The organism is Pseudoalteromonas sp. Hal040, from assembly GCF_037162425.1.
Taxonomy (GTDB): domain Bacteria; phylum Pseudomonadota; class Gammaproteobacteria; order Enterobacterales; family Alteromonadaceae; genus Pseudoalteromonas; species Pseudoalteromonas gelatinilytica.
Window position 1 is genome coordinate 430,001 of sequence record NZ_JARLUU010000001.1, and the last position, 22,468, is coordinate 452,468.

General features: G+C 42.6%; 20 protein-coding genes and 2 rRNA genes (1 of these 22 only partly in view). 8 read left to right on the forward strand and 14 right to left on the reverse strand.

From position 1 onward, the window contains the following. A 23S ribosomal RNA gene (locus P4S60_RS01960) occupies positions 1–2,038 on the forward strand (it extends 847 nt beyond the left edge of the window). 126 nt (positions 2,039–2,164) lie between these two features. Further along, a 5S ribosomal RNA gene (rrf, locus tag P4S60_RS01965) occupies positions 2,165–2,279 on the forward strand. 610 nt (positions 2,280–2,889) lie between these two features. Here the strand turns inward: rrf and P4S60_RS01970 are convergent. From P4S60_RS01970 to gpmM, 4 genes are read right to left on the reverse strand one after another with little or no spacing between them, the layout of a single operon-like run. After that, positions 2,890–3,648 carry a divergent polysaccharide deacetylase family protein gene (locus tag P4S60_RS01970; RefSeq protein WP_337114837.1) on the reverse strand — a complete coding sequence of 253 codons (759 nt, stop codon included), beginning with the start codon at positions 3,646–3,648 and terminating at the stop codon, positions 2,890–2,892. A gap of 35 nt (positions 3,649–3,683) precedes the next feature. Next, positions 3,684–4,952, reverse strand: a complete 1,269-nt coding sequence (locus P4S60_RS01975; protein WP_337114838.1) for a S41 family peptidase — start codon at positions 4,950–4,952, stop codon at positions 3,684–3,686. Between the two features lie 35 nt (positions 4,953–4,987). Continuing rightward, positions 4,988–6,127, reverse strand: a complete 1,140-nt coding sequence (locus tag P4S60_RS01980; RefSeq protein WP_337114839.1) for a murein hydrolase activator EnvC family protein — start codon at positions 6,125–6,127, stop codon at positions 4,988–4,990. A gap of 3 nt (positions 6,128–6,130) precedes the next feature. Further along, positions 6,131–7,675: a 2,3-bisphosphoglycerate-independent phosphoglycerate mutase gene (gene gpmM, locus P4S60_RS01985; RefSeq protein ID WP_063702902.1), complete on the reverse strand. Its 1,545-nt coding sequence runs from the start codon at positions 7,673–7,675 to the stop codon at positions 6,131–6,133. Between the two features lie 192 nt (positions 7,676–7,867). On the opposite strand from gpmM, the gene P4S60_RS01990 reads away from it, so the two are divergent. The 4 genes from P4S60_RS01990 to gpsA are packed head-to-tail and all read left to right on the forward strand — an operon-like array spanning position 7,868 to position 10,128. Further along, positions 7,868–8,299: a rhodanese-like domain-containing protein gene (locus tag P4S60_RS01990; RefSeq protein WP_054562817.1), complete on the forward strand. Its 432-nt coding sequence runs from the start codon at positions 7,868–7,870 to the stop codon at positions 8,297–8,299. Positions 8,300–8,329: 30 nt separating this feature from the next. Beyond that, on the forward strand, positions 8,330–8,587 hold the full coding sequence (gene grxC / locus P4S60_RS01995) for a glutaredoxin 3 (protein WP_054550973.1): 258 nt from the start codon (positions 8,330–8,332) through the stop codon (positions 8,585–8,587). Between the two features lie 41 nt (positions 8,588–8,628). Then, positions 8,629–9,117 (forward strand): protein-export chaperone SecB, encoded by a 489-nt coding sequence (gene secB, locus P4S60_RS02000; RefSeq protein ID WP_058586639.1) that lies wholly within the window; start codon positions 8,629–8,631, stop codon positions 9,115–9,117. Between the two features lie 3 nt (positions 9,118–9,120). Beyond that, entirely contained in the window at positions 9,121–10,128 is a 1,008-nt protein-coding gene (gene gpsA / locus P4S60_RS02005; RefSeq protein WP_337114840.1) for an NAD(P)H-dependent glycerol-3-phosphate dehydrogenase, read from the forward strand. 74 nt (positions 10,129–10,202) lie between these two features. Here gpsA and P4S60_RS02010 read toward each other — a convergent pair whose 3' ends face one another. Further along, positions 10,203–12,086: a putative bifunctional diguanylate cyclase/phosphodiesterase gene (locus tag P4S60_RS02010; RefSeq protein WP_337114841.1), complete on the reverse strand. Its 1,884-nt coding sequence runs from the start codon at positions 12,084–12,086 to the stop codon at positions 10,203–10,205. A gap of 104 nt (positions 12,087–12,190) precedes the next feature. Further along, positions 12,191–12,655 carry a tRNA (uridine(34)/cytosine(34)/5-carboxymethylaminomethyluridine(34)-2'-O)-methyltransferase TrmL gene (trmL, locus tag P4S60_RS02015; RefSeq protein WP_054550977.1) on the reverse strand — a complete coding sequence of 155 codons (465 nt, stop codon included), beginning with the start codon at positions 12,653–12,655 and terminating at the stop codon, positions 12,191–12,193. 101 nt (positions 12,656–12,756) lie between these two features. Here trmL and P4S60_RS02020 point away from each other — a divergent pair, with 101 nt between their 5' ends. Then, positions 12,757–13,665, forward strand: a complete 909-nt coding sequence (locus tag P4S60_RS02020; protein ID WP_337114842.1) for a cation diffusion facilitator family transporter — start codon at positions 12,757–12,759, stop codon at positions 13,663–13,665. On the opposite strand, the gene P4S60_RS02025 is transcribed toward P4S60_RS02020, so the two are convergent. Genes P4S60_RS02025 through P4S60_RS02035 form a run of 3 tightly spaced genes read right to left on the reverse strand, consistent with a single transcriptional unit; the run spans position 13,644 to position 16,659 of the window. After that, positions 13,644–14,582: an alpha/beta fold hydrolase gene (locus P4S60_RS02025; RefSeq protein WP_337114843.1), complete on the reverse strand. Its 939-nt coding sequence runs from the start codon at positions 14,580–14,582 to the stop codon at positions 13,644–13,646. The genes P4S60_RS02020 and P4S60_RS02025 overlap by 22 nt on opposite strands. Further along, positions 14,583–15,968: an ATP-binding protein gene (locus tag P4S60_RS02030; RefSeq protein ID WP_337114844.1), complete on the reverse strand. Its 1,386-nt coding sequence runs from the start codon at positions 15,966–15,968 to the stop codon at positions 14,583–14,585. A gap of 1 nt (position 15,969) precedes the next feature. Next, positions 15,970–16,659: a response regulator gene (locus P4S60_RS02035; protein WP_054550979.1), complete on the reverse strand. Its 690-nt coding sequence runs from the start codon at positions 16,657–16,659 to the stop codon at positions 15,970–15,972. A gap of 171 nt (positions 16,660–16,830) precedes the next feature. On the opposite strand from P4S60_RS02035, the gene P4S60_RS02040 reads away from it, so the two are divergent. Then, a complete protein-coding gene (locus P4S60_RS02040) occupies positions 16,831–17,358 on the forward strand; it encodes a Spy/CpxP family protein refolding chaperone (protein ID WP_337114845.1) in 528 nt (175 codons plus the stop codon). Positions 17,359–17,417: 59 nt separating this feature from the next. Here the strand turns inward: P4S60_RS02040 and yacG are convergent, their stop codons facing one another. The 5 genes from yacG to P4S60_RS02065 form a co-directional block, all read right to left on the reverse strand. Beyond that, the gene (gene yacG, locus P4S60_RS02045) at positions 17,418–17,651 is read right to left on the reverse strand and encodes a DNA gyrase inhibitor YacG (protein ID WP_337114846.1); all 234 of its coding nucleotides are present in this window, start codon (positions 17,649–17,651) and stop codon (positions 17,418–17,420) included. Positions 17,652–17,725: 74 nt separating this feature from the next. Next, the gene (gene pilB / locus P4S60_RS02050) at positions 17,726–19,402 is read right to left on the reverse strand and encodes a type IV-A pilus assembly ATPase PilB (RefSeq protein ID WP_337114847.1); all 1,677 of its coding nucleotides are present in this window, start codon (positions 19,400–19,402) and stop codon (positions 17,726–17,728) included. A gap of 193 nt (positions 19,403–19,595) precedes the next feature. Further along, positions 19,596–20,195 carry a dephospho-CoA kinase gene (gene coaE, locus P4S60_RS02055; RefSeq protein WP_337114848.1) on the reverse strand — a complete coding sequence of 200 codons (600 nt, stop codon included), beginning with the start codon at positions 20,193–20,195 and terminating at the stop codon, positions 19,596–19,598. Positions 20,196–20,197: 2 nt separating this feature from the next. Further along, on the reverse strand, positions 20,198–21,094 hold the full coding sequence (locus tag P4S60_RS02060; RefSeq protein ID WP_337114849.1) for a prepilin peptidase: 897 nt from the start codon (positions 21,092–21,094) through the stop codon (positions 20,198–20,200). A gap of 129 nt (positions 21,095–21,223) precedes the next feature. Continuing rightward, complete coding sequence (locus P4S60_RS02065; protein WP_105174901.1) at positions 21,224–22,453, reverse strand: type II secretion system F family protein; 1,230 nt, start codon at positions 22,451–22,453, stop codon at positions 21,224–21,226. Positions 22,454–22,468 lie beyond the last annotated feature (15 nt).

Below are 22,468 nucleotides of genomic sequence, written 5' to 3' on the forward strand. Positions count from 1 at the left end.
GCACTGTTAAGGCTAGGGGGTCATCCCGACTTACCAACCCTTTGCAAACTCCGAATACCGTAAAGTACTATCCGGGAGACACACGGCGGGTGCTAACGTCCGTCGTGAAGAGGGAAACAACCCAGACCGCCAGCTAAGGTCCCAAAGTCATAGTTAAGTGGGAAACGATGTGGAAAGGCCCAGACAGCCAGGAGGTTGGCTTAGAAGCAGCCATCCTTTAAAGAAAGCGTAATAGCTCACTGGTCGAGTCGGTCTGCGCGGAAGATGTAACGGGGCTAAACTATGCACCGAAGCTGCGGATTCAAAATTTATTTTGAGTGGTAGGGGAGCGTTCTGTAAGCCGTTGAAGGTGTACCGGGAGGTATGCTGGAGGTATCAGAAGTGCGAATGCTGACATGAGTAACGATAATGCGGGTGAAAAACCCGCACGCCGGAAGACCAAGGGTTCCTATCCCATGTTAATCAGGGTAGGGTAAGTCGACCCCTAAGGCGAGGCCGAAAGGCGTAGTCGATGGGAAACGGGTTAATATTCCCGTACTTGGTATAATTGCGATGGGGGGACGGAGCAGGCTAAACAAGCATGGCGTTGGTTGTCCATGTGAAAGTGAGTAGGTTGAGAGTTTAGGAAAATCCGGACTCTTAAGACTGAGACACGAGACGAGCCACTAAGGTGGTGAAGTTGTTGATGCCATACTTCCAGGAAAAGCCTCTAAGCTTCAGATTATACCGAATCGTACCCCAAACCGACACAGGTGGTCAGGTAGAGAATACTAAGGCGCTTGAGAGAACTCGGGTGAAGGAACTAGGCAAAATCGTACCGTAACTTCGGGAGAAGGTACGCTCCTATCTGTGATGAGACTTGCTCTCTAAGCGGACGGGAGCCGCAGTGACCAGGTGGCTGGGACTGTTTATTAAAAACACAGCACTGTGCAAAATCGCAAGATGACGTATACGGTGTGACACCTGCCCGGTGCCGGAAGGTTAATTGATGGGGTTAGTTTTCGGACGAAGCTCTTGATCGAAGCCCCGGTAAACGGCGGCCGTAACTATAACGGTCCTAAGGTAGCGAAATTCCTTGTCGGGTAAGTTCCGACCTGCACGAATGGTGTAACCATGGCCACGCTGTCTCCACCCGAGACTCAGTGAAATTGAAATCGCAGTGAAGATGCTGTGTACCCGCGGCTAGACGGAAAGACCCCGTGAACCTTTACTACAGCTTGGCACTGAACATTGAACCTACATGTGTAGGATAGGTGGGAGGCTTTGAAGCAGAAACGCTAGTTTTTGTGGAGCCGTCCTTGAAATACCACCCTTGTAGTTTTGATGTTCTAACGTCGGCCCCTTATCGGGGTTACGGACAGTGCCTGGTGGGTAGTTTGACTGGGGCGGTCTCCTCCCAAAGAGTAACGGAGGAGCACGAAGGTTGGCTAAGTACGGTCGGACATCGTACGGTTAGTGTAATGGTAGAAGCCAGCTTAACTGCGAGACAGACACGTCGAGCAGGTACGAAAGTAGGTCATAGTGATCCGGTGGTTCTGAATGGAAGGGCCATCGCTCAACGGATAAAAGGTACTCCGGGGATAACAGGCTGATACCGCCCAAGAGTTCATATCGACGGCGGTGTTTGGCACCTCGATGTCGGCTCATCACATCCTGGGGCTGAAGTCGGTCCCAAGGGTATGGCTGTTCGCCATTTAAAGTGGTACGCGAGCTGGGTTTAGAACGTCGTGAGACAGTTCGGTCCCTATCTGCCGTGGGCGTTTGAGAATTGAGAGGGGTTGCTCCTAGTACGAGAGGACCGGAGTGAACGAACCGCTGGTGTTCGGGTTGTCATGCCAATGGCATTGCCCGGTAGCTACGTTCGGAACTGATAAGCGCTGAAAGCATCTAAGCGCGAAGCAGGCCTCGAGATGAGTTCTCACTAGACTTTTAAAGTCTCTGAAGGGCCGTTGAAGACTACAACGTTGATAGGCAGGATGTGGAAGTGGTGTGAGCCATTAAGCTAACCTTGTACTAATTACCCGTGAGGCTTAACCATACAACGCCAAACGCGTTTTATGACAGCGTAACAGACAGAAGTTAAGAAACTAAAGTAGACATTTACTTGATATCAGAATTCCAGATTTATTAATTTGCTCAAAAGAGCGAATTAAAACCAAATTTGCTTGGTGACAATAGCGTTTTGGACCCACCTGACCCCATGCCGAACTCAGTAGTGAAACGAAACAGCGCCGATGATAGTGTGGCATTTGCCATGTGAAAGTAGGACATCGCCAGGCTCCAAATAAGAGAAAGCCCGATTCGAAAGAGTCGGGCTTTTTTGCGTCTGGAGCTATCCACATAACGTGCCCTATTCATTCTTCAGGTAGGTTGGGTAGAGCGCGCCGAAACCCAACACGAGTTAGCGAGTTGCTAGTTAGCAAGAGTAAAGTTGAACCGTGGGGTTGTTTAGTAGAGAGTCACCCTCAGCAACAAACCCCGTAGGAGGCACTTCAGTGCCGAATAGACAAGAAACATCAGACGTCAGATAATAGATGTTAGTTGATCTACCGGGTTGCTAGGTAACTGAGTCACCCTCAGCAACAAACCTCCGTAGGAGGCACTTCAGTGCCGAATTCAGATCAGAACAAGAATATTCATGGCTAAAGCCATTCCTACAAGTACACTTTGCCTAGAACCTAGAACCTAGAACCTAGAACCTAGAACCTAGAACCTCCGGCAAAGGGAAATGCAGCACCAAACACCCACACCGCGCGACTGAAAGCTGATAGCTCTGTATTAGGTTTCGTCGCGCTCTACCCAACCTACGCCAGACTTTCAAACTTTACTCTTTCAACTTTCCCCTCGCTAACTTTACTCTTGCTAACTCACCACTCCCGTTTATAACACTTATTCCCCTTGTCTTTGCTCAGCTTTGGCAAGTTGAATGTATTTTGTTTCGACTAGTTGTGACAGGGGAACAAGCTCGTAGCCTTGTTGTTGTAGTTTTGGGAGTACTTGCTGGAGAAATGCAACAGTTTCTGGGTAAGGGTGGGCAATGGCGATTGCATAGTTGAAGTGCTCAGCTTTGGTTTTTAGTTCTTCAAGTTGATGTTGTAGTTGGCTTTGGGTGACATTGTTATCAAGAAATACATGACGAGATACGTTTGCGACACCATACAGGTTAGCAACATTTTGTGCTTCACTTTGACTCGTTGTACGGCTATCTAAGAAGTACAAACCGCGTTTCTTTAATATTTCCATCGTCCATTTCATTGGCTCGGTAAGCTGTGTGAGCTCAGATCCCATGTGGTTATTGACCCCTTTTACTTGTGGTAGAGAGGCTAACGCATGACCAAGAGTCGTTTGTAACTCTGACTTAGTCATAGTATCGGTGAGCGCACCCGGACCAAGTGCTTTACTTTTATCAAGCGCTTGCATTGGTACATGTAAAAGCAATTCTTTGTGGGTTTTACTGGCGCGTTCAGCAAATATTTGTGAATAGGGTGTATGGGGCAAGATTGAGAAGGTCACTTGCCCTGGTAAATTTAATATTTCAAGATCGCGCTGATGATTGCCTATATCATCGATTACTATAGCTATTTGCTTTGCTTGGCAAAATAGCGGTAGGCAACATACGGCGAGTAATAAGCCTGTTTTTAAGTTCACTTTTTGTAATTATTATATCCGTTGTGAGCATTTACTTACTGCATAATAACGAGTTGCTTTGCTGTAAGTTGCTTTTTGTCTTGTCTATCTAGAAGTGAGCTAAAAAGCGCCAATTCTTGAATGTTTTTTATTATAACGCCTTGGTCAATTTCTGAAAGCATTGTTTGATTAATACTCACATCTGGGGTGATCCCTTTCCCATCAATAGATTGACCCGCGGGTGTGTAATAACGTGCTGTGGTCAGTTTTAATGCGGTATTACCGTTACCTAATGGTATCAATGATTGCACTGAGCCTTTACCAAATGAGGTTTCGCCAATTAACACCGCCCGTTGATTATCTCTCAGTGCTGCTGCAAGTATTTCAGCCGCAGAGGCTGAGTTTTCGTTAATCAGAACAGCAATAGGCGCGCCACTGAGTATGTCGCCCTTGTGAGCTTGGTACTTCTGATTAGCTTCATTAAAGCGACCTTTGGTTGATACTATGGTGCCGTTATCCAAAAACAGATCGGCGACTTCAACGGCCCCTTGCAATGTACCGCCGGGGTTATCGCGTAAATCAATAATTAAACCTGAAAGTGGGAAGCTATTGGTGATTTGCATTTTCGCAATTTCGCGAGCAACATCATGCAATGTGTGATTGTTAAATGCGTTGATACTGATAAGCGCAACGCCTGTATCTGCTAAATGGCCACGCACGCTTTCTAGGTTAATTTGCTGACGCTTAATAGAGAAGTTTAACTCGGTTTCTTTCTCTCTTTTAACAGCAACATCAACAGCGCTTTGACCGCTTTGACGAATTAACTTGGCCACTTCTTCGATGCTTTTGTCCAAAATAGGCTGTTGATTGATCGCTATGACTTCATCATTCACTTGAAGGCCCGCAAGCGCTGCCGGTGAATTATTTATAGTATTCACAATATATACACGACCCTCTTCGACTTTTACCTCTATACCGAGCCCGGTGTATCTGCCATTTGTGCTACTGAAAATTGCATCAAGTTCTGTTTCATCCAGATACTTTGAGTATGGGTCAAGGCGTGAAAATAACGCTTCAACTTGTAAGTTATCTGGCTGAGTTACAAATGAGTTTTGCAGCTTAAGATCATCAACATAGTAGGTGTGAATATTAAACAGGATTTCGTTTAATTGCTGATGCTGTAGTGACTTTAACGAGGGTTTTGCAATAGCTTGAAACGATTGCAGCATCAGCCATAGCAAGCCGACAAGTAATATAAAAGACAGCTGAGTGACATACTTAGCTGGGGATAAATGCGCTTTGTAAGAGTAAGTTGTGTTTAGCATCAGCTGCTCCTCATTGGGTGCAGCTATTTAATCAATTAAATGCGTCTGCACCATTTTACAGGATTTACTGCGCGTCCTTTGTGGCGTATTTCAAAGTATAGACCAGGATCGGGTTGTCCGCCGCTTTGACCGACTAAAGCTATCGTTTCGCCTTCTCTAACAAGGTCGCCAACATCGCGAAGCAGCGTTTGAGCGTGGCCATACAAGCTCATGAAGCCATCGCCATGATCAATAGCGATAACCCAACCAAAGCCATTTAGCCAGTCAGCGTAAACTACTTGGCCGTTCTGGACACTTTTAACATTACTGCCTTCTTTTGCACTGATCAGCACGCCTTTCCAATCTAGGTTGCCGTGTTTACGTTGCCCAAAACGATGGCGCAAATCACCTTTGGTTGGCCAGTCGAGTTTACCTTTGCTACTTTGTAAACCGAGTAACTCAACTTTTTCGTTTCGCTCTTGTTCAAGCTCTTCGATGGCGGTAATTAGGGTTTGCTCATTTTCTTTTAAGTAATCAATTGAGCTCTTCGTTTCTTTTAACGCTGACTGGAGTTTATTAAGGTTAGTTTTACGTTCTTGTTGTGCATTGACTAAAGCTTGCTGACGTCTATTTTGTTCGTCGTATAGGGCTAGTAGGCGTTGTTTGGTTTTCTCAAGTTCAGCTTGATTATCCGCAATTTCTTGCTGTAGTGCTTTGAGCTCTTCGATTTGTTCGATTCGCGCTTTATTGAGGTAATTGTAATAACTTAGTGTGCGCTCAATTTTGGCCGTGTCTTGCTGGCTAAGCAGCATCTTTGAGTAGTCGTGGCTACCCGCCATGTAGGCACTTTTTAGTTGTGCAGCTAATAAGGTTTGGCGCTGTGCTTGCTGGGCTTTAAGTTGTTCAGCTTTAGCTTGTTGTTCGCGTTGTTGTTGTTCGTTTTCTTTAACTGACTGTGCTGCCAAATTTAATGCTTTGGCATTTTTAGCTATGTCGAGTTCATGAGCGCGAAGATCTTTGCGCATCTGGGCAATAGACTTGCGCTGACCTTTAAGCTCAGCCTCTGTTTTTTGTAAAGCTGATTGAATGTCTGATAAGTCTTTTTTGGTTTGATCTTCATTAGCAACAACCGAAGTTGTTACTAATGAAGTCAGTATTAAACCAGTTTTAAGGAAGTGGTTAATACATTTACTCATAGCTTATTTCAGCGTCATGATTGGTTTACCAGTCATTTCACTTGGCTGCTCTAAGCCGAGTAGGTGAAGCATTGTTGGTGCTACATCACTTAATGTTTTACCGTCATGTGGTGTTGCATCACGGCCAACATAAATAAATGGCACTGGCTCACTTGTGTGTGCGGTATGTGCTTGCCCTGTAGCCGGGTTAGCCATTTGTTCGGCATTACCATGATCGGCTGTGATCAGCGCTTCACCGCCATGTTCTTCAAGTGCAGCAATCACTCGACCAATACAGTGATCGACTGCCTCACATGCTTTCACTGCAGCTTCGAATACCCCTGAGTGACCTACCATGTCTCCGTTAGGGTAGTTACAGATGATGGCATCGTATTTACCGCTAGCGATTGCTTCAACAAGTTTATCGGTTAGCATTTCTGAGTTCATTTCTGGTTGCAGATCATATGTTGCAACTTGAGGTGAAGGGATAAGTTCGCGTGTTTCACCAACAAATTCATCTTCACGGCCACCACTAAAGAAAAAGGTCACGTGTGCGTATTTTTCTGTTTCAGAAATACGTAGCTGTGTTTTACCTTGTTTCTCTAACCATTCGCCTAATACATTTGTTAAAGGCTCTGGTGCAAACGCAATCGGTGCTTTGATGTCTGCTGCATACTCAGTCATCATTACAAATGCGCTTAACTGTGGTGATTTTTTCTTATCAAAACCACTGAAGTCAGCATCAACAAAGGCACGAGTCATTTCACGTGCTCGGTCTGCTCTAAAGTTAGCAAAGATAACAGTGTCGCCGTCATTGATCTCGGCTGCTGTTTGGCCTTCAGGTATTACTGTTGTTGCAGCAACAAATTCATCATTCTCGTCACGTGCATAAGCAGCTTCTAGTGCGGTTACACCATCTGTGTAGCTATATTCAGCAATGCCACTTACCATAACGTCATAAGCAAGCTCGACACGATTCCAACGATTATCGCGGTCCATTGCATAATAACGACCAACAAGCGTTGCTAAACGGCCACAGCCAAGTTCAGCAAATACAGCTTCGATACGCTCAATTGAGGCTTTTGCACTGCGTGGTGGCGTGTCTCGACCGTCTAAGAAACCATGGAAGTAAACTTCTTTTGCACCGCGCTTAGCAGCTAGTTCGATCGTCGCAACAATATGGTCTTCGTGACTATGAACGCCACCTGGGCTTAAAAGGCCCATGATATGCACGGCTTTGCCTGCATTTACTGCTTTGTCGATATTATCAACTAGTGCTGGATTGCTATCGAATTCACCATCATCAATGGCTTTAGTGATGCGAGTAAAATCTTGATAAACAATACGGCCAGCACCTAAATTTACGTGGCCTACTTCAGAGTTACCCATTTGTCCTGCAGGTAAACCAACATCAAGTCCCGAACCTGAAATTAATGTATGTGGGCGGGTTGCCCAAAGGTTGTCGAGTACTGGGGTATTAGCAGCAAGAATGGCGTTACTTTCTGTGTCTTCACGGTATCCCCAACCGTCTAAGATCATTAATACCAATGGTTTTTTATGCTCTGTCATTATAGCTCCTGAAGATTGGCACTTATATATCACTAGCATACCGTGTTTTATGGTTTTGATCAGCTATCAATATGTCATATTAAAATATTTCACGCCCTAGCATTTTCAATTCAAGCACGTATACTTGCGTGGCAAATTTTAATTAACCCATGGCTATGCGCTGTGGTACCTAAATTTCTTAGTGGAAAACGCATGGATCAATATATTGAATTTATCTCAAATCATCCGGTTTTGAGCATTATCTGGTTAGCATTAGTCGCTATGCTGATCAGCAGTTGGTTTAAAAGTAAATTTTCGGCTATCCGTCAAATTAACCCACAGCAACTTACCTTGCTAATTAACCGTGACGATGGTCAAGTGATTGATATACGTGCACAAAAAGAGTTTAACTCTGGCCGTATTGCAGGCGCAACTCACTTAAATCCAGAAAAAGCAAAGCAATCTGACTTTTCAAGCCTTGAAAAGTTTAAGACTAAACCCATTATACTAGTATGTACCACGGGCATGACTGCCTCAGGTATCGCAACTGCAATGCATAAAGCAGGTTTTGAGCGTGTTTATGTGTTAGCGGGCGGTATGGGCGCTTGGCAATCAGCTAGCTTACCAACAACGACCGGTCGTTAATAAAGCTCACTGCCCGATAGAGGAATTATTATGAGTAATGTTGTTCTTTACACAAAAGCATATTGTCCATTTTGCCAACGTGCTTTGGCGTTGTTAGACAGTAAAGGTGTAGACTACACGAATATCGATATTGGTGTTCACCCTGAGCGTCGTGATGAAATGATCGACAAAGCAAATGGTGGTTACACAGTTCCGCAAATTTTCATTAATGATGAACATATCGGCGGTTGTGACGACATGATGGCAATTGAAGCGCAAGGCCTTTTAGACGCAAAGCTTAACGCTTAATAAATTTTAAATATAAAAACGAATACAAGTTAGGAATTACAATGAACGAAGAAAATCAAAACGCAGCAGCAGAACAACAAGCCGGCGCTCAATTCTCAATCCAACGCATCTACACTAAAGATGTTTCTTTTGAGACGCCTAACTCACCTGCTATTTTCCAAAAAGAGTGGACTCCTGAAGTTAAGCTTGACTTAGATACTCGTTCTAACAAATTAGAAGAAGGTGTGTTTGAAGTTGTTCTTGCGTTAACAGTAACGGCTTCAATCGGTGAAGAAACTGCATTCCTATGTGAAATCCAACAAGCGGGTATTTTCACAATTGGTGAAGTTGAAGAAGTACAACTAGCACACATGTTAGGTGCTTTCTGCCCGAACGTACTTTTCCCTTACGCTCGTGAAGCAGTATCAAACCTAGTTAACCGTGGTACTTTCCCACAATTAAACTTAGCGCCAGTTAACTTTGACGCACTATTTGCTCAATACATGCAACAACGTGCAGCTCAAGATCAACAGGCAACTGCAGACGCATAAGCTATGAGTACAGCACAATCAGCTGTTACAGTATTAGGGGCGGGGTCTTATGGCACCGCCCTTGCTATTTGCTTTGCCAGAAATGGCCACCCAGTTACTTTGTGGGGCCGCAATAGCGATGACGTTGCCACGCTTGCAGCTGAGCGAAAGAATCAACGTTATGTTCCTGATGTTAGCTTTCCTGACACGCTTCAACTAGAAGCTGATTTAGAAACGGCAGTTAAAGCAAGCAAGATCATTCTTGTTGTTGTGCCAAGTCATGCCTTTGCTGGCACACTTGAAAAAATTAAACCTTGGTTGTTAGAAGGTGCTGAGGTTGCATGGGCTACCAAAGGTTTAGAACCTAATACTGGCCGTTTACTGCAAGAAGTAGCAGTGCAAGAGTTAGGGGATGATATTCCACTGGCTGTGCTTTCTGGGCCTACTTTTGCAAAAGAAATGGCAATGGGTTTACCAACTGCAATTTCGGTATCGTCGACTTCTAAAGATTTCGCTAAGCAATTGGCTGACCTTTTACACTGTGGTCGTTCATTTAGGGTGTATAACAATGATGATTTCATTGGTATACAGCTTGGTGGTGCAGTTAAAAATGTTATTGCGATTGGCGCAGGCATTTCTGACGGCTTTGGTTTTGGTGCCAACGCTCGTACAGCGTTGATCACACGCGGTTTAGCTGAGCTGTGTCGTTTAGGTTGTGCATTGGGTGCTCGTTCAGATACCTTCATGGGTATGGCTGGCCTCGGTGACTTGATCTTAACCTGTACAGATAACCAATCTCGTAATCGTCGTTTTGGCCTTGCTCTTGGTAAAGGTGAAGGCGTAGAAGCAGCGATTGAATCTATTGGTCAGGTTGTCGAAGGCTATAGAAATACTAAAGAAGTGTATTTACTTGCTGAGCGTACTGGTATTGAAATGCCAATAACGGAGCAAATTTACAAAGTGCTTTATGAAAATAAAGATGTAAAAGAAGCTGCGATGGCACTACTTGGTCGTGAGCAAAAATCTGAATAATTTAGATTGTGCACTGTTAAATAAAAAACGCGATTTATTAATCGCGTTTTTTATTTAATGTACAGTTGTAACCACTAGCTAGACTGCTGCTTTTCTAGCGTATCATTAATAAATTCGCTGACTTGCTCAGCTTTTAGTGGTTTACAGTAATAATACCCTTGTTGAAAATGACAGCCCATAATATGCAGCATGTAGGCTTGCTCTTCAGTTTCTACTCCTTCAGCTACCACATTAATATCCAAATATTTAGCTAGCCGTACTATGGTGGCGGTGATGTTGCGATCTTGGTCGTTTTTATCGATATCTTTTACGAAGGACTTGTCAATTTTTAGCGTATCGATCGGAAAACGCTTTAAGTAACTGAGTGATGAATGACCCGTACCAAAGTCATCCAGCGCGATGTGCACACCAATTGATTTAATACGATTCATTTGCTGCTCTGCAAATTCAGGGTTATCCATCATGGCGCTTTCTGTGATCTCAAGCTCTAAGCAATGCGCCGGCACGTCAAATTTTGCTAAGTTGTCGATGAGTGTTTCAATAAGACTACTTTGCTGAAAGTGTAAGGCTGAAATATTAATTGCGACATTACCAAACGAAATACTTTGTTTGCGCCACTGTGCCAATTGATTAAGCAGCTGCTCCATTAGTAACTGGGTAAGCGGAATAATGGCACCATTTTGTTCGGCTAGCGGAATGAACTCATCGGGGTTAATCACACTGCCATCTTCTTGAGGCCAGCGAACTAAGGCTTCAAAGCCGTATAACTGATTATGCTGGGCATCAAACTTAGGCTGAAAATAAAGCTCAAACTCATTGTTGGTAATAGCTCTGAATAAAGCGCTTTCTTTGGTTAATTCGGTTGGGTCGAGTGTATGACGGTCTTTATCAAAAAATTGATATGTATTACGACCCATTTTTTTTGCATGATTCAAAGCACTATTTGCAGCGCGCATTAAGTATTCACAGTTGTAGGCATTGTCTGGATAGATAGCAAGGCCGCAGCAAGCTGATAGTGAGGTCTCAAAGCCATCTAACATAAATGGGGTTTTAAACTGCTGAAGCACGATGTCTGCGGTTTTTTTTGCAAAGAATACGGTTTTGCCTGAGTAAAGATAGGGCGGCACGAGTACTGCGAACTCATCTGCACCGAGTCTTGCAATAGTAAAGCCTGAATTTAGTGAGTCAGTTAAACGACAGGCCACTTCTTTTAGCAATACATCGCCAACTGTGTGACCGAGCGAGTCGTTAATCTTTTTGAAATTGTCTATGTCGATAAAGATGATCAACAGGCTTGGGTAAGTGTCGTTACAAGCATTGATTGCTTTTTCAAGGGACTCTATATAAATTGCGCGGTTTGATAAGCCAGTGACACTGTCTTTGGTAGTGAGCTTGAGCATAGTTCGCTCGTTATTCTTACGAGCTGTGACATCAGAAAACATGCCAACGTAACGTACAGAGCTTTTTGCAAAGCGTGGTGTGGTCACTTTTGTTATACATAAATCAATGGCATAGGGTTGCCCATCTTTGCGTAAATTCCAAATTTCGCCAGACCAATAACCGTCATTTCTTAGTTCTTGTTGAATGATTTCTTCGAGTTGTGTATCACGGCCGGCTTGCGTTAATGCTTTGAATTTTTTACCAAGTACATCGGCTTTTTTATAACCCGATATTTCACTAAATGCGTTATTAATTTCTATGATCCGAAACTGTTCATCGGTGACCCAAATACCATCTTTAGACTGGGAAAGTAGGGCATCCATTAGCGTCATCTTTTGATTTCTTTGGTAATAGATAACCGCACCGATGAGGATGACAATCGCTAAAAGGATCACTAGTAACAGGGGCGTTGTATTGGGGGCTTGCGAGATAGAGGGATTAGACACAGCAGCAGAAGCAGCACTAGAAAAGTGCTGCATCAGCAAAATGATACTGCATACCCGGGCGAAAAAGCGCATTAAAATCCATCTTTAGGAACAAACTCACCTATTTAGGTTAGTCCATAAAAAATGGTCGTGCTAAACAATTAGTAAATATTTATTACAAGCGCTTTTTCAATGAGTTATTGGCCGTTCACAAACCCCAGCTGACGCCAAGATTCATAAACAAATACAGCAACTGAGTTAGATAAGTTCATACTACGGCTGTCTTTTTGCATTGGAATGCGTACACGTTGTTCTTTCGGCAACGATTGAATGAGTTCATCAGGTAAGCCACGTGTTTCAGGGCCAAACACTAAACAGTCGCCGGGTTGGTATTGTGCTTGATGATGAAATTGACTGCCCTTGGTAGTGCAAGCATAGACTTTTTTCGGTTGGCATTTTTCAAGATATGCTTCAAACGAGGCATGGCGCTGTACATGGCTAAACTCATGATAATCAAGACCTGCACGTTTTACGCGTTTATCATCCCACTCAAACCCAAGTGGTTCAATTAGGTGTAACGCATAACCTGTGTTTGCGCATAAGCGAATGATATTACCCGTGTTTGGTGGAATTTCTGGTTGGTACAACACAATATCAAGCATGTGAATCTCATTTAAAAGGATTTTATCTGCTGCTGAGTATACACGAACTAGAATTAAAAGATGATATACTCAACACAGTTACTCACTAAAGGTAAGTCGTTGTGCAGCATCGTAGTTATGAGTTTTGGGTTAAAACAGCCAGCCTAGTCACCATTGTTATGGTGAGTTTAATGATTGCGGCAAAAAGCTGGGCATGGCTTGCATCTGGCTCGGCGTCAATGCTGGGTTCATTGACCGATTCGTTAATGGATATCACTGCATCACTGATGAGTTTTTTAGTGCTTGGCTATGCACTGCGTCCTGCTGATGACGATCATCGCTTTGGTCACGGTAAAGCCGAAGCGTTAGCTGGGCTTGCACAAGCTGCTTTTATAGCAGGCTCTGGTTGTTTTTTAGCGTTTCATGGCATTGAGCGCTTATTTAATCCGGTGACCTTAAAGCATTCTGACCTTGGTATCTGGGTCAGTATCTTTGCTATTGTTTGTACGCTCGTGGTGGTATTTGTGCAAACAAAGGTGATAAATCACACCGAATCAATCGCCATTAAAGCAGACTCGATTCACTACAAAGGCGATTTAATCTTAAACTTGGCGGTATTGCTGGCAATTGTGTTAGCTAAGTACGGTGTTGCTTATGCCGATCCATTGTTTGCTATTGGTGTGGCCGTTTACTTACTTTATAACAGCTGGGATATTGCTCGCGAAAGTGCTGATCACTTAATGGATAAAGAGCTTCCTGATGAAGAGAAACAACAAATACTGGCCATTGTGAATAGTCATCAAGACGTATTTGGCGCCCATGATATTCGTACCCGTCAAGGTGGTAAAATTAAGTTTATTCAGATGCATTTAGAGCTGGAAGACTCATTATCATTGATAAGAGCCCATCAAGTTGCTGATGAAGTAGAGGCGTTAATTCAAACGCATTTTGATTGCGAAATGGATATTTTGATGCACCTTGACCCGCTTTCAGTGGTTAACAAAACACGTCAAAGTTCTGCACAAAATTGATAAAAATCACTGAGCACGGCTTGTCTAATCTCGTCGCGTTCGCACAATAACTCGTGGCGAGCGCCCGCATAGGTTTTCAGTTGTGCTTTTTGCCTATAACTAAGTGCAAATTGCGCGCCGTTATCGACCACGGTATCTTGCTCGGCGCTGGCAATAAATAAAGGAATATTGACTTTTTTATCGACTAAAGAAGCAATAAAATCAAATGATGCATTGAGCCAGCCATAGGTTACGCCACCTAGTTGTAAATCACCTTCTGCTGCATAAAGCTCTCTGAACAGCTTATATCGAATTTCACTACTGGTTAGCTCATTCGCTGCAAAGTCGACTGGTAAATAATCGCTTTGGCCAAATGCGTAACTGCGGCCAAGACCAAGTAAGGATGCAATTTTAGCAGCCAGTTTTGCTACAGGCTTTGGCGTGCCCTTGGTATAGATATCAAACATCGGCGCTGATAAAAAAGCCCCTGCAAATTGATGCTGATAACGCGATAGGTAATCATAGGCAATGGCACTGCCCATTGAGTGGCCAAGCAAAACCTGCTTTCCTTGCCAGTGTTGCTGCACCACTTTTTCTATAAATACAGCAAAGTCATCAGCGTAGTCAGTAAAGCGGTTTACATAACCCTTATGAGCGTTTTTTAAATGACGATAAGAGCGACCTTGACCTTGGTGATCGATGCTAAAAATCGCAAAGCCATTTTGATATAGCTCCCATAACAACTCTTTGTACTTAATTAAAGACTCTATTCGGCCAGTACTGATAATGATAGCCGTTTTTGCTTGCTGAGGAATCGCATAGCCGTAATAAAGCTTGCCATGAGCGGTGCTTAGAAAGTCTTGTTGTAATTGCTCTGAAAAAAACTGATTAATATTAGGTAGGTTACTGACAAGACTTGCTTCGCTACTGTAAAACATTTACTTACTCTTAAAAGGTAGACGGATGTTGACGCACAGTCCGCCATGTTCTTGGTTTTCAAGTGTTAGTGTACCATCATGTGCTGAGATAGCATTCTTTGCAATAGCAAGGCCTAAGCCCGTGCCGCCTGTGCTTCTATCACGAGCATGTTCCTGACGGAAGAAAGGTTCACACAACCTTGTTAGGTTCGCTTCATCAACCCCTTTACCGTCATCACAAATGGTGATGTAGATAGCATCTGATTCAACTAAGCCTATTGAGATTGAATGTTCTGCGTATTTAATGGCATTACGTAGTACATTCTCAAGCGCGCTGGCTATTAAGGTTTCATCGCATTTTAAATCGGCTGTTAGTGTGCCTTTAACAATAAGCTCTTTATTACTTTGCTTGGCCTCAAATTGAGCATCGTTGAGTACATGATCAACAATCACTTGTAGGGACTGTGTACTCAACGCCAGAGTCTGACTTTTGGCTTCTAAACGTGAAACTTGAAGTACATCGGCAATCATTTTATCGAGCTGATTGGCCTCTTTTTCAATGCGCTCTAAATAAGCGTGTTGAGCATCATCGGCTTGCATTTGTGCAAGGCCTGTGGCCATTTTTAAGCGCGTTAATGGTGAGCGTAGTTCATGAGAAATATCTGCTAATAGTCGTTTTTGGGCGCTAATAAGCTGCTCAAGTTGCACTGCCATGGTATTAAAGTCACGGCCAAGTATACCTAACTCATCTTGACGAGTAGGAGACACATCGGCACGGGCTGTTAAGTCACCATGAGCTAGCTTTTTTGCGGTTTCTTTTAAACTATTAATGGGCGCAATTAAGTTACGGCTAAAGAAGAAACTCAGCATCAATGAGGCGATTAAAGCTATCAGTAGCTTTAGCCAAAATGGCATTAGCCATAAGCTGACAAAAAATGGTTTTTTACGTTTTTCATCAATCTCATAAAGATAAAACTTACCTTCAGGCACATTCAAAACTACCGGTCCATAAGCTTGGTATTCATCAGTAAAAATAATTTGCGGGCGCATATATTTGGTAAAGTTCAGCAAGCTTAAATCAATGTCTTTGGATACAGGTTCGCTAAGCATTTCAACACCATGCACCTCACCATTTAAGTACAGCAATTTATGCTTTGATAAGCGTGGATGAGATAAAACTTCTTGAGTCGGTTTACCGTGTTTAGCAACAATGCGTTCAATGCTTTTCGCGGTGTACTCAAGATTTTTCAGCATAGGCCCACGCAGGTCGTCATTGCCGACATTGCTCGTTAACTGGCTTAAAAACACCAGTATTGTGATAGTCGCTATAACGGTAACCCAAAACCAGGCAAATATTTTTAAAAACAAATAATGGCGAGGATGCTTTAGCCAGCTTGGAGTTTGCATATTATTCGCCTTGTATTAATACATAACCACTGCCACGCATGGTTTTGATCCGTTCATTACTAACGTGTTCTGCAATCTTTTTACGGATGTTGCTGACATGCATATCGATTGAACGGTCAAAAGGGGCAAGGCGTCTACCAAGGACTTGCTCACTTATTTGTTCTTTGCTGATCACTTCACCGGCATGTTGTACTAGCATGGCAAGGATCTCATACTCAGTGCCGGTTAGACTAAGTACATTGTCTTTAACAGAAGCTTCTCGCGTTGCAAAATTAACATTGATGCTGTTTACACTCAATGAGCTGGCCTGTTGGCTCGATAAGCTATTGATATGTTCGATGCGACGGGTAATTGCTTTAACGCGAGCTAGCAGTTCTCTGTGGTTAAATGGCTTAGGAATATAATCATCTGCGCCTAGCTCTAAACCAAAGATACGATCAAAGTCTTCGCCTTTCGCGGTTAGCATGATCACTGGAGTAAGCTTATGTTGTCTTAACTGCTTTAGCACCTCAAAGCCATCCATAGAGGGTAGCATCACATCAAGCAATATGAGTTCGTAGTTATGCTTTATAGCTTGTTTTAGGCCTTCAGCGCCATCATGAACACACTCTACTGTAAAACCTTGTGCTGATAAGTACTCGCTGAGTAATTCGCACAATCCTGTATCGTCGTCGATCATTAATAATTTCATTCTGACACCTAGCTATTTATTTCTTTAAGGTTATTTTACTCAGTAAATTGTGTAAAAGTGAATCTTTACACAACCTTTACACTGGTTTGCGTTCCTTTGCATTGAGTTAGTTATAGTTAACCCATCAGTCGGAAACGACAACAGAGCACAACCCAACAAAAGGTAATGATTATGACTATTTCAAATAAGCTTTCTAAATTCGTACTTGTTTGTGGTTTAGCAGCAGCCAGTGTCGGTGCTACTTCAGCAATAGCGAAAGGTGACTTTAACCGAGGAATGAACCCACAGGCTCGTTTTTTACTTTCTGAGCGCGGTATTGATAAATTACAACTTACAGAAGATCAGCAAACGCAACTTAAAGCGATTTTTGCCGAGCAGAAAACACAATTTGCAGCACTGCGTGGTGATAAAGATGCAATGAAAGCCGCTCGTGCCGCACACAAAGAGAAAATGGATACGTTGTTAGCAACAAAAGCATTTGACGAAAATGCAGCATTAGAGCTGATTAAAGCGCGCCAAGAGAAAGGCCAGCAGTTTGCAATGATAAAAATGAAATCTGACCATGCGATTTGGCAGGTTTTAAATGCTGAACAACGCGAAAGCTATCAAGAGATTAAAAAGCACCTTCGTAAAAAAGGTCACAAAAAGGGCCACCATGGTCCACGTGGCGAGCAAGGAGATGAAAGCTCAGAAGGTTAAAAGCGAATTGGTATTACTATTAAAAAATGCGGCAAATGCCGCATTTTTATTGTTCCGCTTTATTCTTTGAAGAATGAATCATCGTTTTTCGCCAGCATCGCTTCGATATCCTCAATCATATCTTGGCTCAGATCATTAGCATTGCTAATTGAGCTAGAAATTTTATTGTTTTCAAACGACCACTCGCCTAAATCTATCAGCTGGCAGCGTTTTGAGCAAAATGGACGATGCGGACTTTGCTCTGACCATTCAACTTTGGCTTTGCATGTTGGGCAGTTTACAACTGTTGGCATGGAATAACTCTCAAATAAGCACTTTTGTCAGATCTTACTGAACAGTCGGCTGATAATCCAGTCACGAATTTTTATTAGAAACTCGTAACTCGGTTTATTTCTGCCAGTGAAGTAACACCATCGGCGGCTTTCTTCAGGCCAGATAAACGTAGGTTATTAAAACCTGAACACAGAGATACTTCAGCGATTTCGAGTGAGTTACCACCACGCATGATAATTTGTGCTATTTCAGGGGTAATCTGCATGACTTCGTAAATACCCACTCGACCTTTATAGCCTTCAGTACAGCTATCACAACCTTTTGGTGCAAACAGTTGTATCTCGCTAAGCTTGTCTTTATCAAAGCCTTGGCGAATAAGTTCTTCATCAGGTAGTTTTTCTGGCGTTTTACACTTAGGACAAAGTCGTCTTGCAAGACGCCGCGCAATAATAAGACTGATTGAACTTGCTACGTTGTAAGCAGGAACACCCATATTTAAAAGACGGGTAAGAGTTTCTGGCGCTGAGTTGGTATGCAGGGTTGATAAAACTAAGTGACCCGTTTGCGCCGCTTTAATTGCTATTTCAGCGGTTTCAAGGTCACGGATCTCACCCACCATAACCACATCAGGATCTTGTCGTAAGAAAGCCTTTAATGCATTGGCAAAGGTCATATCTGCCTTTGGATTAATTTGTACTTGGTTAATCCCTTCAAGGTTGATCTCTACTGGATCCTCGGCAGTACTGATATTACGCTCTGGCTGGTTAAGAATATTTAAACCCGTATAAAGTGATACCGTTTTACCAGAGCCCGTTGGACCGGTTACTAAGATCATGCCTTGCGGTTGATCAAGTGCATCCATGTAAAGCTTTTTCTGCTCTGGCTCATAGCCAAGTACATCGATACCAAGCATAGCACTTGATGAGTCGAGAATACGCATTACGATTTTCTCGCCCCAAAGGGTAGGCAAGGTACTTACACGGAAGTCGATACTTTTACGTTCAGTGATTTTAAGCTTAATACGGCCGTCTTGAGGTTTTCGCTTTTCTGCTATATCAAGTCGTGACATAACCTTGATTCGCGCTGATAAGCGGCTCGCTAAGCTATTTGGCGGACTTGCCATTTCATGCAAAATACCATCGATACGAAAACGTACGCGGTAACGATGTTCATAAGGCTCAAAGTGTAGATCTGATGCACCTTTTTTTATCGCATCCATTAAAATTTTATTGATGTAGACAATAATAGGGGCATCGTCTTTGTCTTCATCTTTGCTGGCTAAGTCACGAGGTGCTTCTGTTTCAAGCTCACCAAGTTCTTTAAACTCATCTTCACTTAAATGTAAGCCACCTGCGGCATCAAGTAATTGCTCGATTTTGTTTTCAAGTTGCGTGTAATCAACAACGACCACTTCACATGAAAGGCCCGTACTAAATTCAAAGTTTTCAAAGGCACCGTAGTCGGTTGGATCTGAGGCGGCAATGTAAAGCTTACGGCCTTTTTTAACGAGAGGTAGAATGTGGTGCTCACGAATGAGTTTGTCTTTAACAAGTTCTTCGCTAATGTTCGCAACGTCAAAGTCTTTGATGTCAAAATAAGGCACACGAAAAAGATCTGTACATTGCTCTGCGAGCTCATGTCCAGCCATTCCACATGTTTTAGAAATAAGCTCTGCAGTAGAGTTATATTCGCGCTGCTTTGATTTTACGGTCTCTGCATCAATGCGACCGAGTGTAATAAATTTTCGAAGTAGCGGTGAGTTTATATTCATTGCGCACCTAGATTGATCCTTTATTGCCACAATCTAACAGAAAAAGTAAGGCTATTACATCAGTCTTGTCTGATTTTAGGAAAATTGCAAAATAAATTCATCTAAAACTCAGTTGTTTAGAATGTGGGTTGGTACTTTTGTATTGGTTTTTGTGGGTTCTAATTCATGAGAATCTATAAATAAAATCAATACCCTAGTGAGAGTGCATTAGGTACTTTTTGTGCAGCTTTTGCACATCAGCTTTTACTTCTATAAGAGGGCGGTTGTTATCCAAAATATCACCCGCTTTTTGTTTTTTATCAGCTCTGCTCATTTGTGAGGCTATGATTTGCTTGGCTAATTCATCAGATATGTTATCTCGGGCTGTTGTTCTTGTTATTTGTACATCAACAGGAACATCAATTAGTAAGGTATGATTGCAGTATTTTTCTAAGCCGTTTTCAAAAAGTAAGGGAGCAACTAATATGACATAGTGGCTGGTGGCCTGATTTAACTGGCTCAACATTGTTTCTCGAATAAGTGGATGCAATAAACTATTTAGCCATTGCTTTTGTGATTCATCAGCAAAGATAATTGCTCTTAGTTTTGCGCGATCAAGCGTGCCGTTACTCGTGAGTATCTCATCACCAAAATGTTCAGTAATTTTTTTAAGGCCAAGTGAGCCAGGCTCGACGACTTCTCTGGCTACAATATCGGCATCAACCACCGGAATGCCAAACTCTTCAAACATGGCGCTTACCGCACTTTTACCTGAACCAATACCGCCAGTTAGCCCTAAAACCCAGTTTGCCATAATTAGTAACCTAAATAGTTAAAGTAATAGCTTTGAATTTGCTCACCCCAAAGTAAGGTTAGCCATCCAGCTATGGCAAGGTAGGGCCCAAATGGGATTGGCGTAGTTTTGTCTTTACCTTGAATGATGATTTGTGCAATGCCGATGATGGCACCTACGACACTTGATAACAGCACGATAGTTAAAATATCTTGCCAGCCAAGTAGTGCACCAAATACGGCTAAAAGTTTAAAGTCGCCATAACCCATGCCTTCTTTACCCGTAGCAAGCTTAAACAACCAGTAAACACTCCATAAACTCAGGTAGCCAACCGCGGCGCCGATAATCGCATCGCTCGGTGCAATGGTAATATCCATAGTGGCCGCAATCAGCGCAAGCCAAACGAGTGGCAAAGTGAGTTGGTCAGGCAGTAACATGTGATCTATATCGATAAAGGTTAAAGCGACTAACACCCAAGTAATCAATATATAAAGAAGAGCTAGCTTAGTTGGTCCAAACACGACAGCAACAATTAAACTTAAAACCGCTGTAAGCATTTCAACAATAGGGTAGCGCACAGAAATCGGTGTTTGACAATTTGAACAGCGACCTTTAAGCAATAGCCAACTTAAGACAGGGATATTTTGCCAAGCTTTAATCGGTGCTTTGCATTTAGGGCAAGTTGAATTAGGTTTTACTAAATTAAAGGGAGCTTGTTCTGTTTGCTGTTTTGAATTGAGCTCATCAGCCAATACAATACGGCACTCAGTTTGCCACTCTCTTTTCATCATCAGTGGCAAACGATAAATCACCACATTCAAAAAGCTACCAATACACAGGCTTACTAAGCCGACGGTCAAAAAATAAAACCACTGCTGACTTTGCATGGCAGTGGTTATATCAAGAAAAAAGTTTTCCATTAAAATACCTAACTTCTGGCCATTTAAAGGCCGATTTTATTTCGCTGTATTGAACGATTCTTATTATTTATTTTATGTTGCAAGCTATCAACTAGTGTTTGGAATTTAACTTACAACTTACAGCAATGTTTAAATCACCGAACCTAATTGGAATATAGGCAAGTACATAGCAACAATTAAACCACCAACAAGCACACCTAAAACAGCCATAATTAGAGGCTCAAGTAAGCTTGATAAACCATCTACGGCATCATCGACTTCTTGCTCATATATCGTTGCCACTTTAGCAAGCATACCATCAAGTGAGCCAGACTCTTCACCTATAGCCACCATTTGTACAACCATATCAGGAAAGATCTTAGCGTTTTTCATCGCCCAGTTCATTAAGTTACCTGAACTTACCTCGGCTTTTATCTCTAAAATTGCATAACGGTATACTGCATTACCTGAAGCGCCCGCGGCAGAATCAAGCGCATCAACTAAGGGCACACCAGCTGCGAAGGTGGTTGATAAAGTACGAGCATAGCGAGCAACTGCTGCTTTATTCAAAATCATACCAATGACAGGAAGTTTTAATATGGCTCTATCGTTAGCATCGCGGAATTTTTTGCTGCGAATTAATGCTTCTTTAAATGCATAACCAAATGCAACAAAAGCGATGAGTATTATCCACCAGTATTCTTGTAGAAATTCCGAAATACCAATCACCATTAAAGTGAAACTCGGTAATTCAGCACCAAAGCCACTAAAAATATCTTGAAATTGTGGTACAACAAAAATTAAAAGGATTGAAGTAACAATGACAGCTATGACAATTACTGAAATAGGGTAAAACATAGCTTTCTTTATTTTTGACTTCAATGCCTCGGCTTTTTCTTTGTATATAGCAACACGGTCAAATATTTTATCAAGCGCACCAGATTGTTCACCCGAAGCAACTAAGTCGCAGTAAAGGTCATCAAAGTAACGAGGGTGCTTTCGAAGAGCTTGAGAAAGTGGTACACCGGCTTTCACTTCATCACCAACTTCATCCATTAATTTCGCAACACTTTTGTTTTTCGCACCTGATGCTATAAGCTCGATTGATTGAATCAAAGGTACACCGGCCATGAGCATAGTTGCAATTTGACGAGTAATTAATGCGATATCTTTAGGGGTTATTTTTTGTACACTTTTAATGCCGAAAAGAGGTTTTGGTTTACGCTTTACTTTTGATGGTGTAATACCTTGTTTACGTAACTGAGCTTTAATTAGAGCAATACTACTCCCTGTTAGCTCTCCTTCCAGCTTTTTACCCCTAGCATTAACACCTACCCATTGGAATGTATCTAGGTCTTTATCTTCCTGTTTTTTAGCCATGGATAAAACCCATCT

Coding starts and splice junctions, on each gene's coding strand:
- P4S60_RS01975 (WP_337114838.1), bottom strand. CDS start 4,952: ATGCTAAACACAACTTACTCTTACAAAGCGCATTTATCCCCAGCTAAG.
- P4S60_RS01980 (WP_337114839.1), bottom strand. CDS start 6,127: ATGAGTAAATGTATTAACCACTTCCTTAAAACTGGTTTAATACTGACT.
- gpmM (WP_063702902.1), bottom strand. CDS start 7,675: ATGACAGAGCATAAAAAACCATTGGTATTAATGATCTTAGACGGTTGG.
- P4S60_RS01990 (WP_054562817.1), top strand. CDS start 7,868: ATGGATCAATATATTGAATTTATCTCAAATCATCCGGTTTTGAGCATT.
- grxC (WP_054550973.1), top strand. CDS start 8,330: ATGAGTAATGTTGTTCTTTACACAAAAGCATATTGTCCATTTTGCCAA.
- secB (WP_058586639.1), top strand. CDS start 8,629: ATGAACGAAGAAAATCAAAACGCAGCAGCAGAACAACAAGCCGGCGCT.
- gpsA (WP_337114840.1), top strand. CDS start 9,121: ATGAGTACAGCACAATCAGCTGTTACAGTATTAGGGGCGGGGTCTTAT.
- P4S60_RS02010 (WP_337114841.1), bottom strand. CDS start 12,086: ATGCGCTTTTTCGCCCGGGTATGCAGTATCATTTTGCTGATGCAGCAC.
- trmL (WP_054550977.1), bottom strand. CDS start 12,655: ATGCTTGATATTGTGTTGTACCAACCAGAAATTCCACCAAACACGGGT.
- P4S60_RS02025 (WP_337114843.1), bottom strand. CDS start 14,582: ATGTTTTACAGTAGCGAAGCAAGTCTTGTCAGTAACCTACCTAATATT.
- P4S60_RS02030 (WP_337114844.1), bottom strand. CDS start 15,968: ATGCAAACTCCAAGCTGGCTAAAGCATCCTCGCCATTATTTGTTTTTA.
- P4S60_RS02035 (WP_054550979.1), bottom strand. CDS start 16,659: ATGAAATTATTAATGATCGACGACGATACAGGATTGTGCGAATTACTC.
- P4S60_RS02040 (WP_337114845.1), top strand. CDS start 16,831: ATGACTATTTCAAATAAGCTTTCTAAATTCGTACTTGTTTGTGGTTTA.
- yacG (WP_337114846.1), bottom strand. CDS start 17,651: ATGCCAACAGTTGTAAACTGCCCAACATGCAAAGCCAAAGTTGAATGG.
- pilB (WP_337114847.1), bottom strand. CDS start 19,402: ATGAATATAAACTCACCGCTACTTCGAAAATTTATTACACTCGGTCGC.
- coaE (WP_337114848.1), bottom strand. CDS start 20,195: ATGGCAAACTGGGTTTTAGGGCTAACTGGCGGTATTGGTTCAGGTAAA.
- P4S60_RS02060 (WP_337114849.1), bottom strand. CDS start 21,094: ATGGAAAACTTTTTTCTTGATATAACCACTGCCATGCAAAGTCAGCAG.
- P4S60_RS02065 (WP_105174901.1), bottom strand. CDS start 22,453: ATGGCTAAAAAACAGGAAGATAAAGACCTAGATACATTCCAATGGGTA.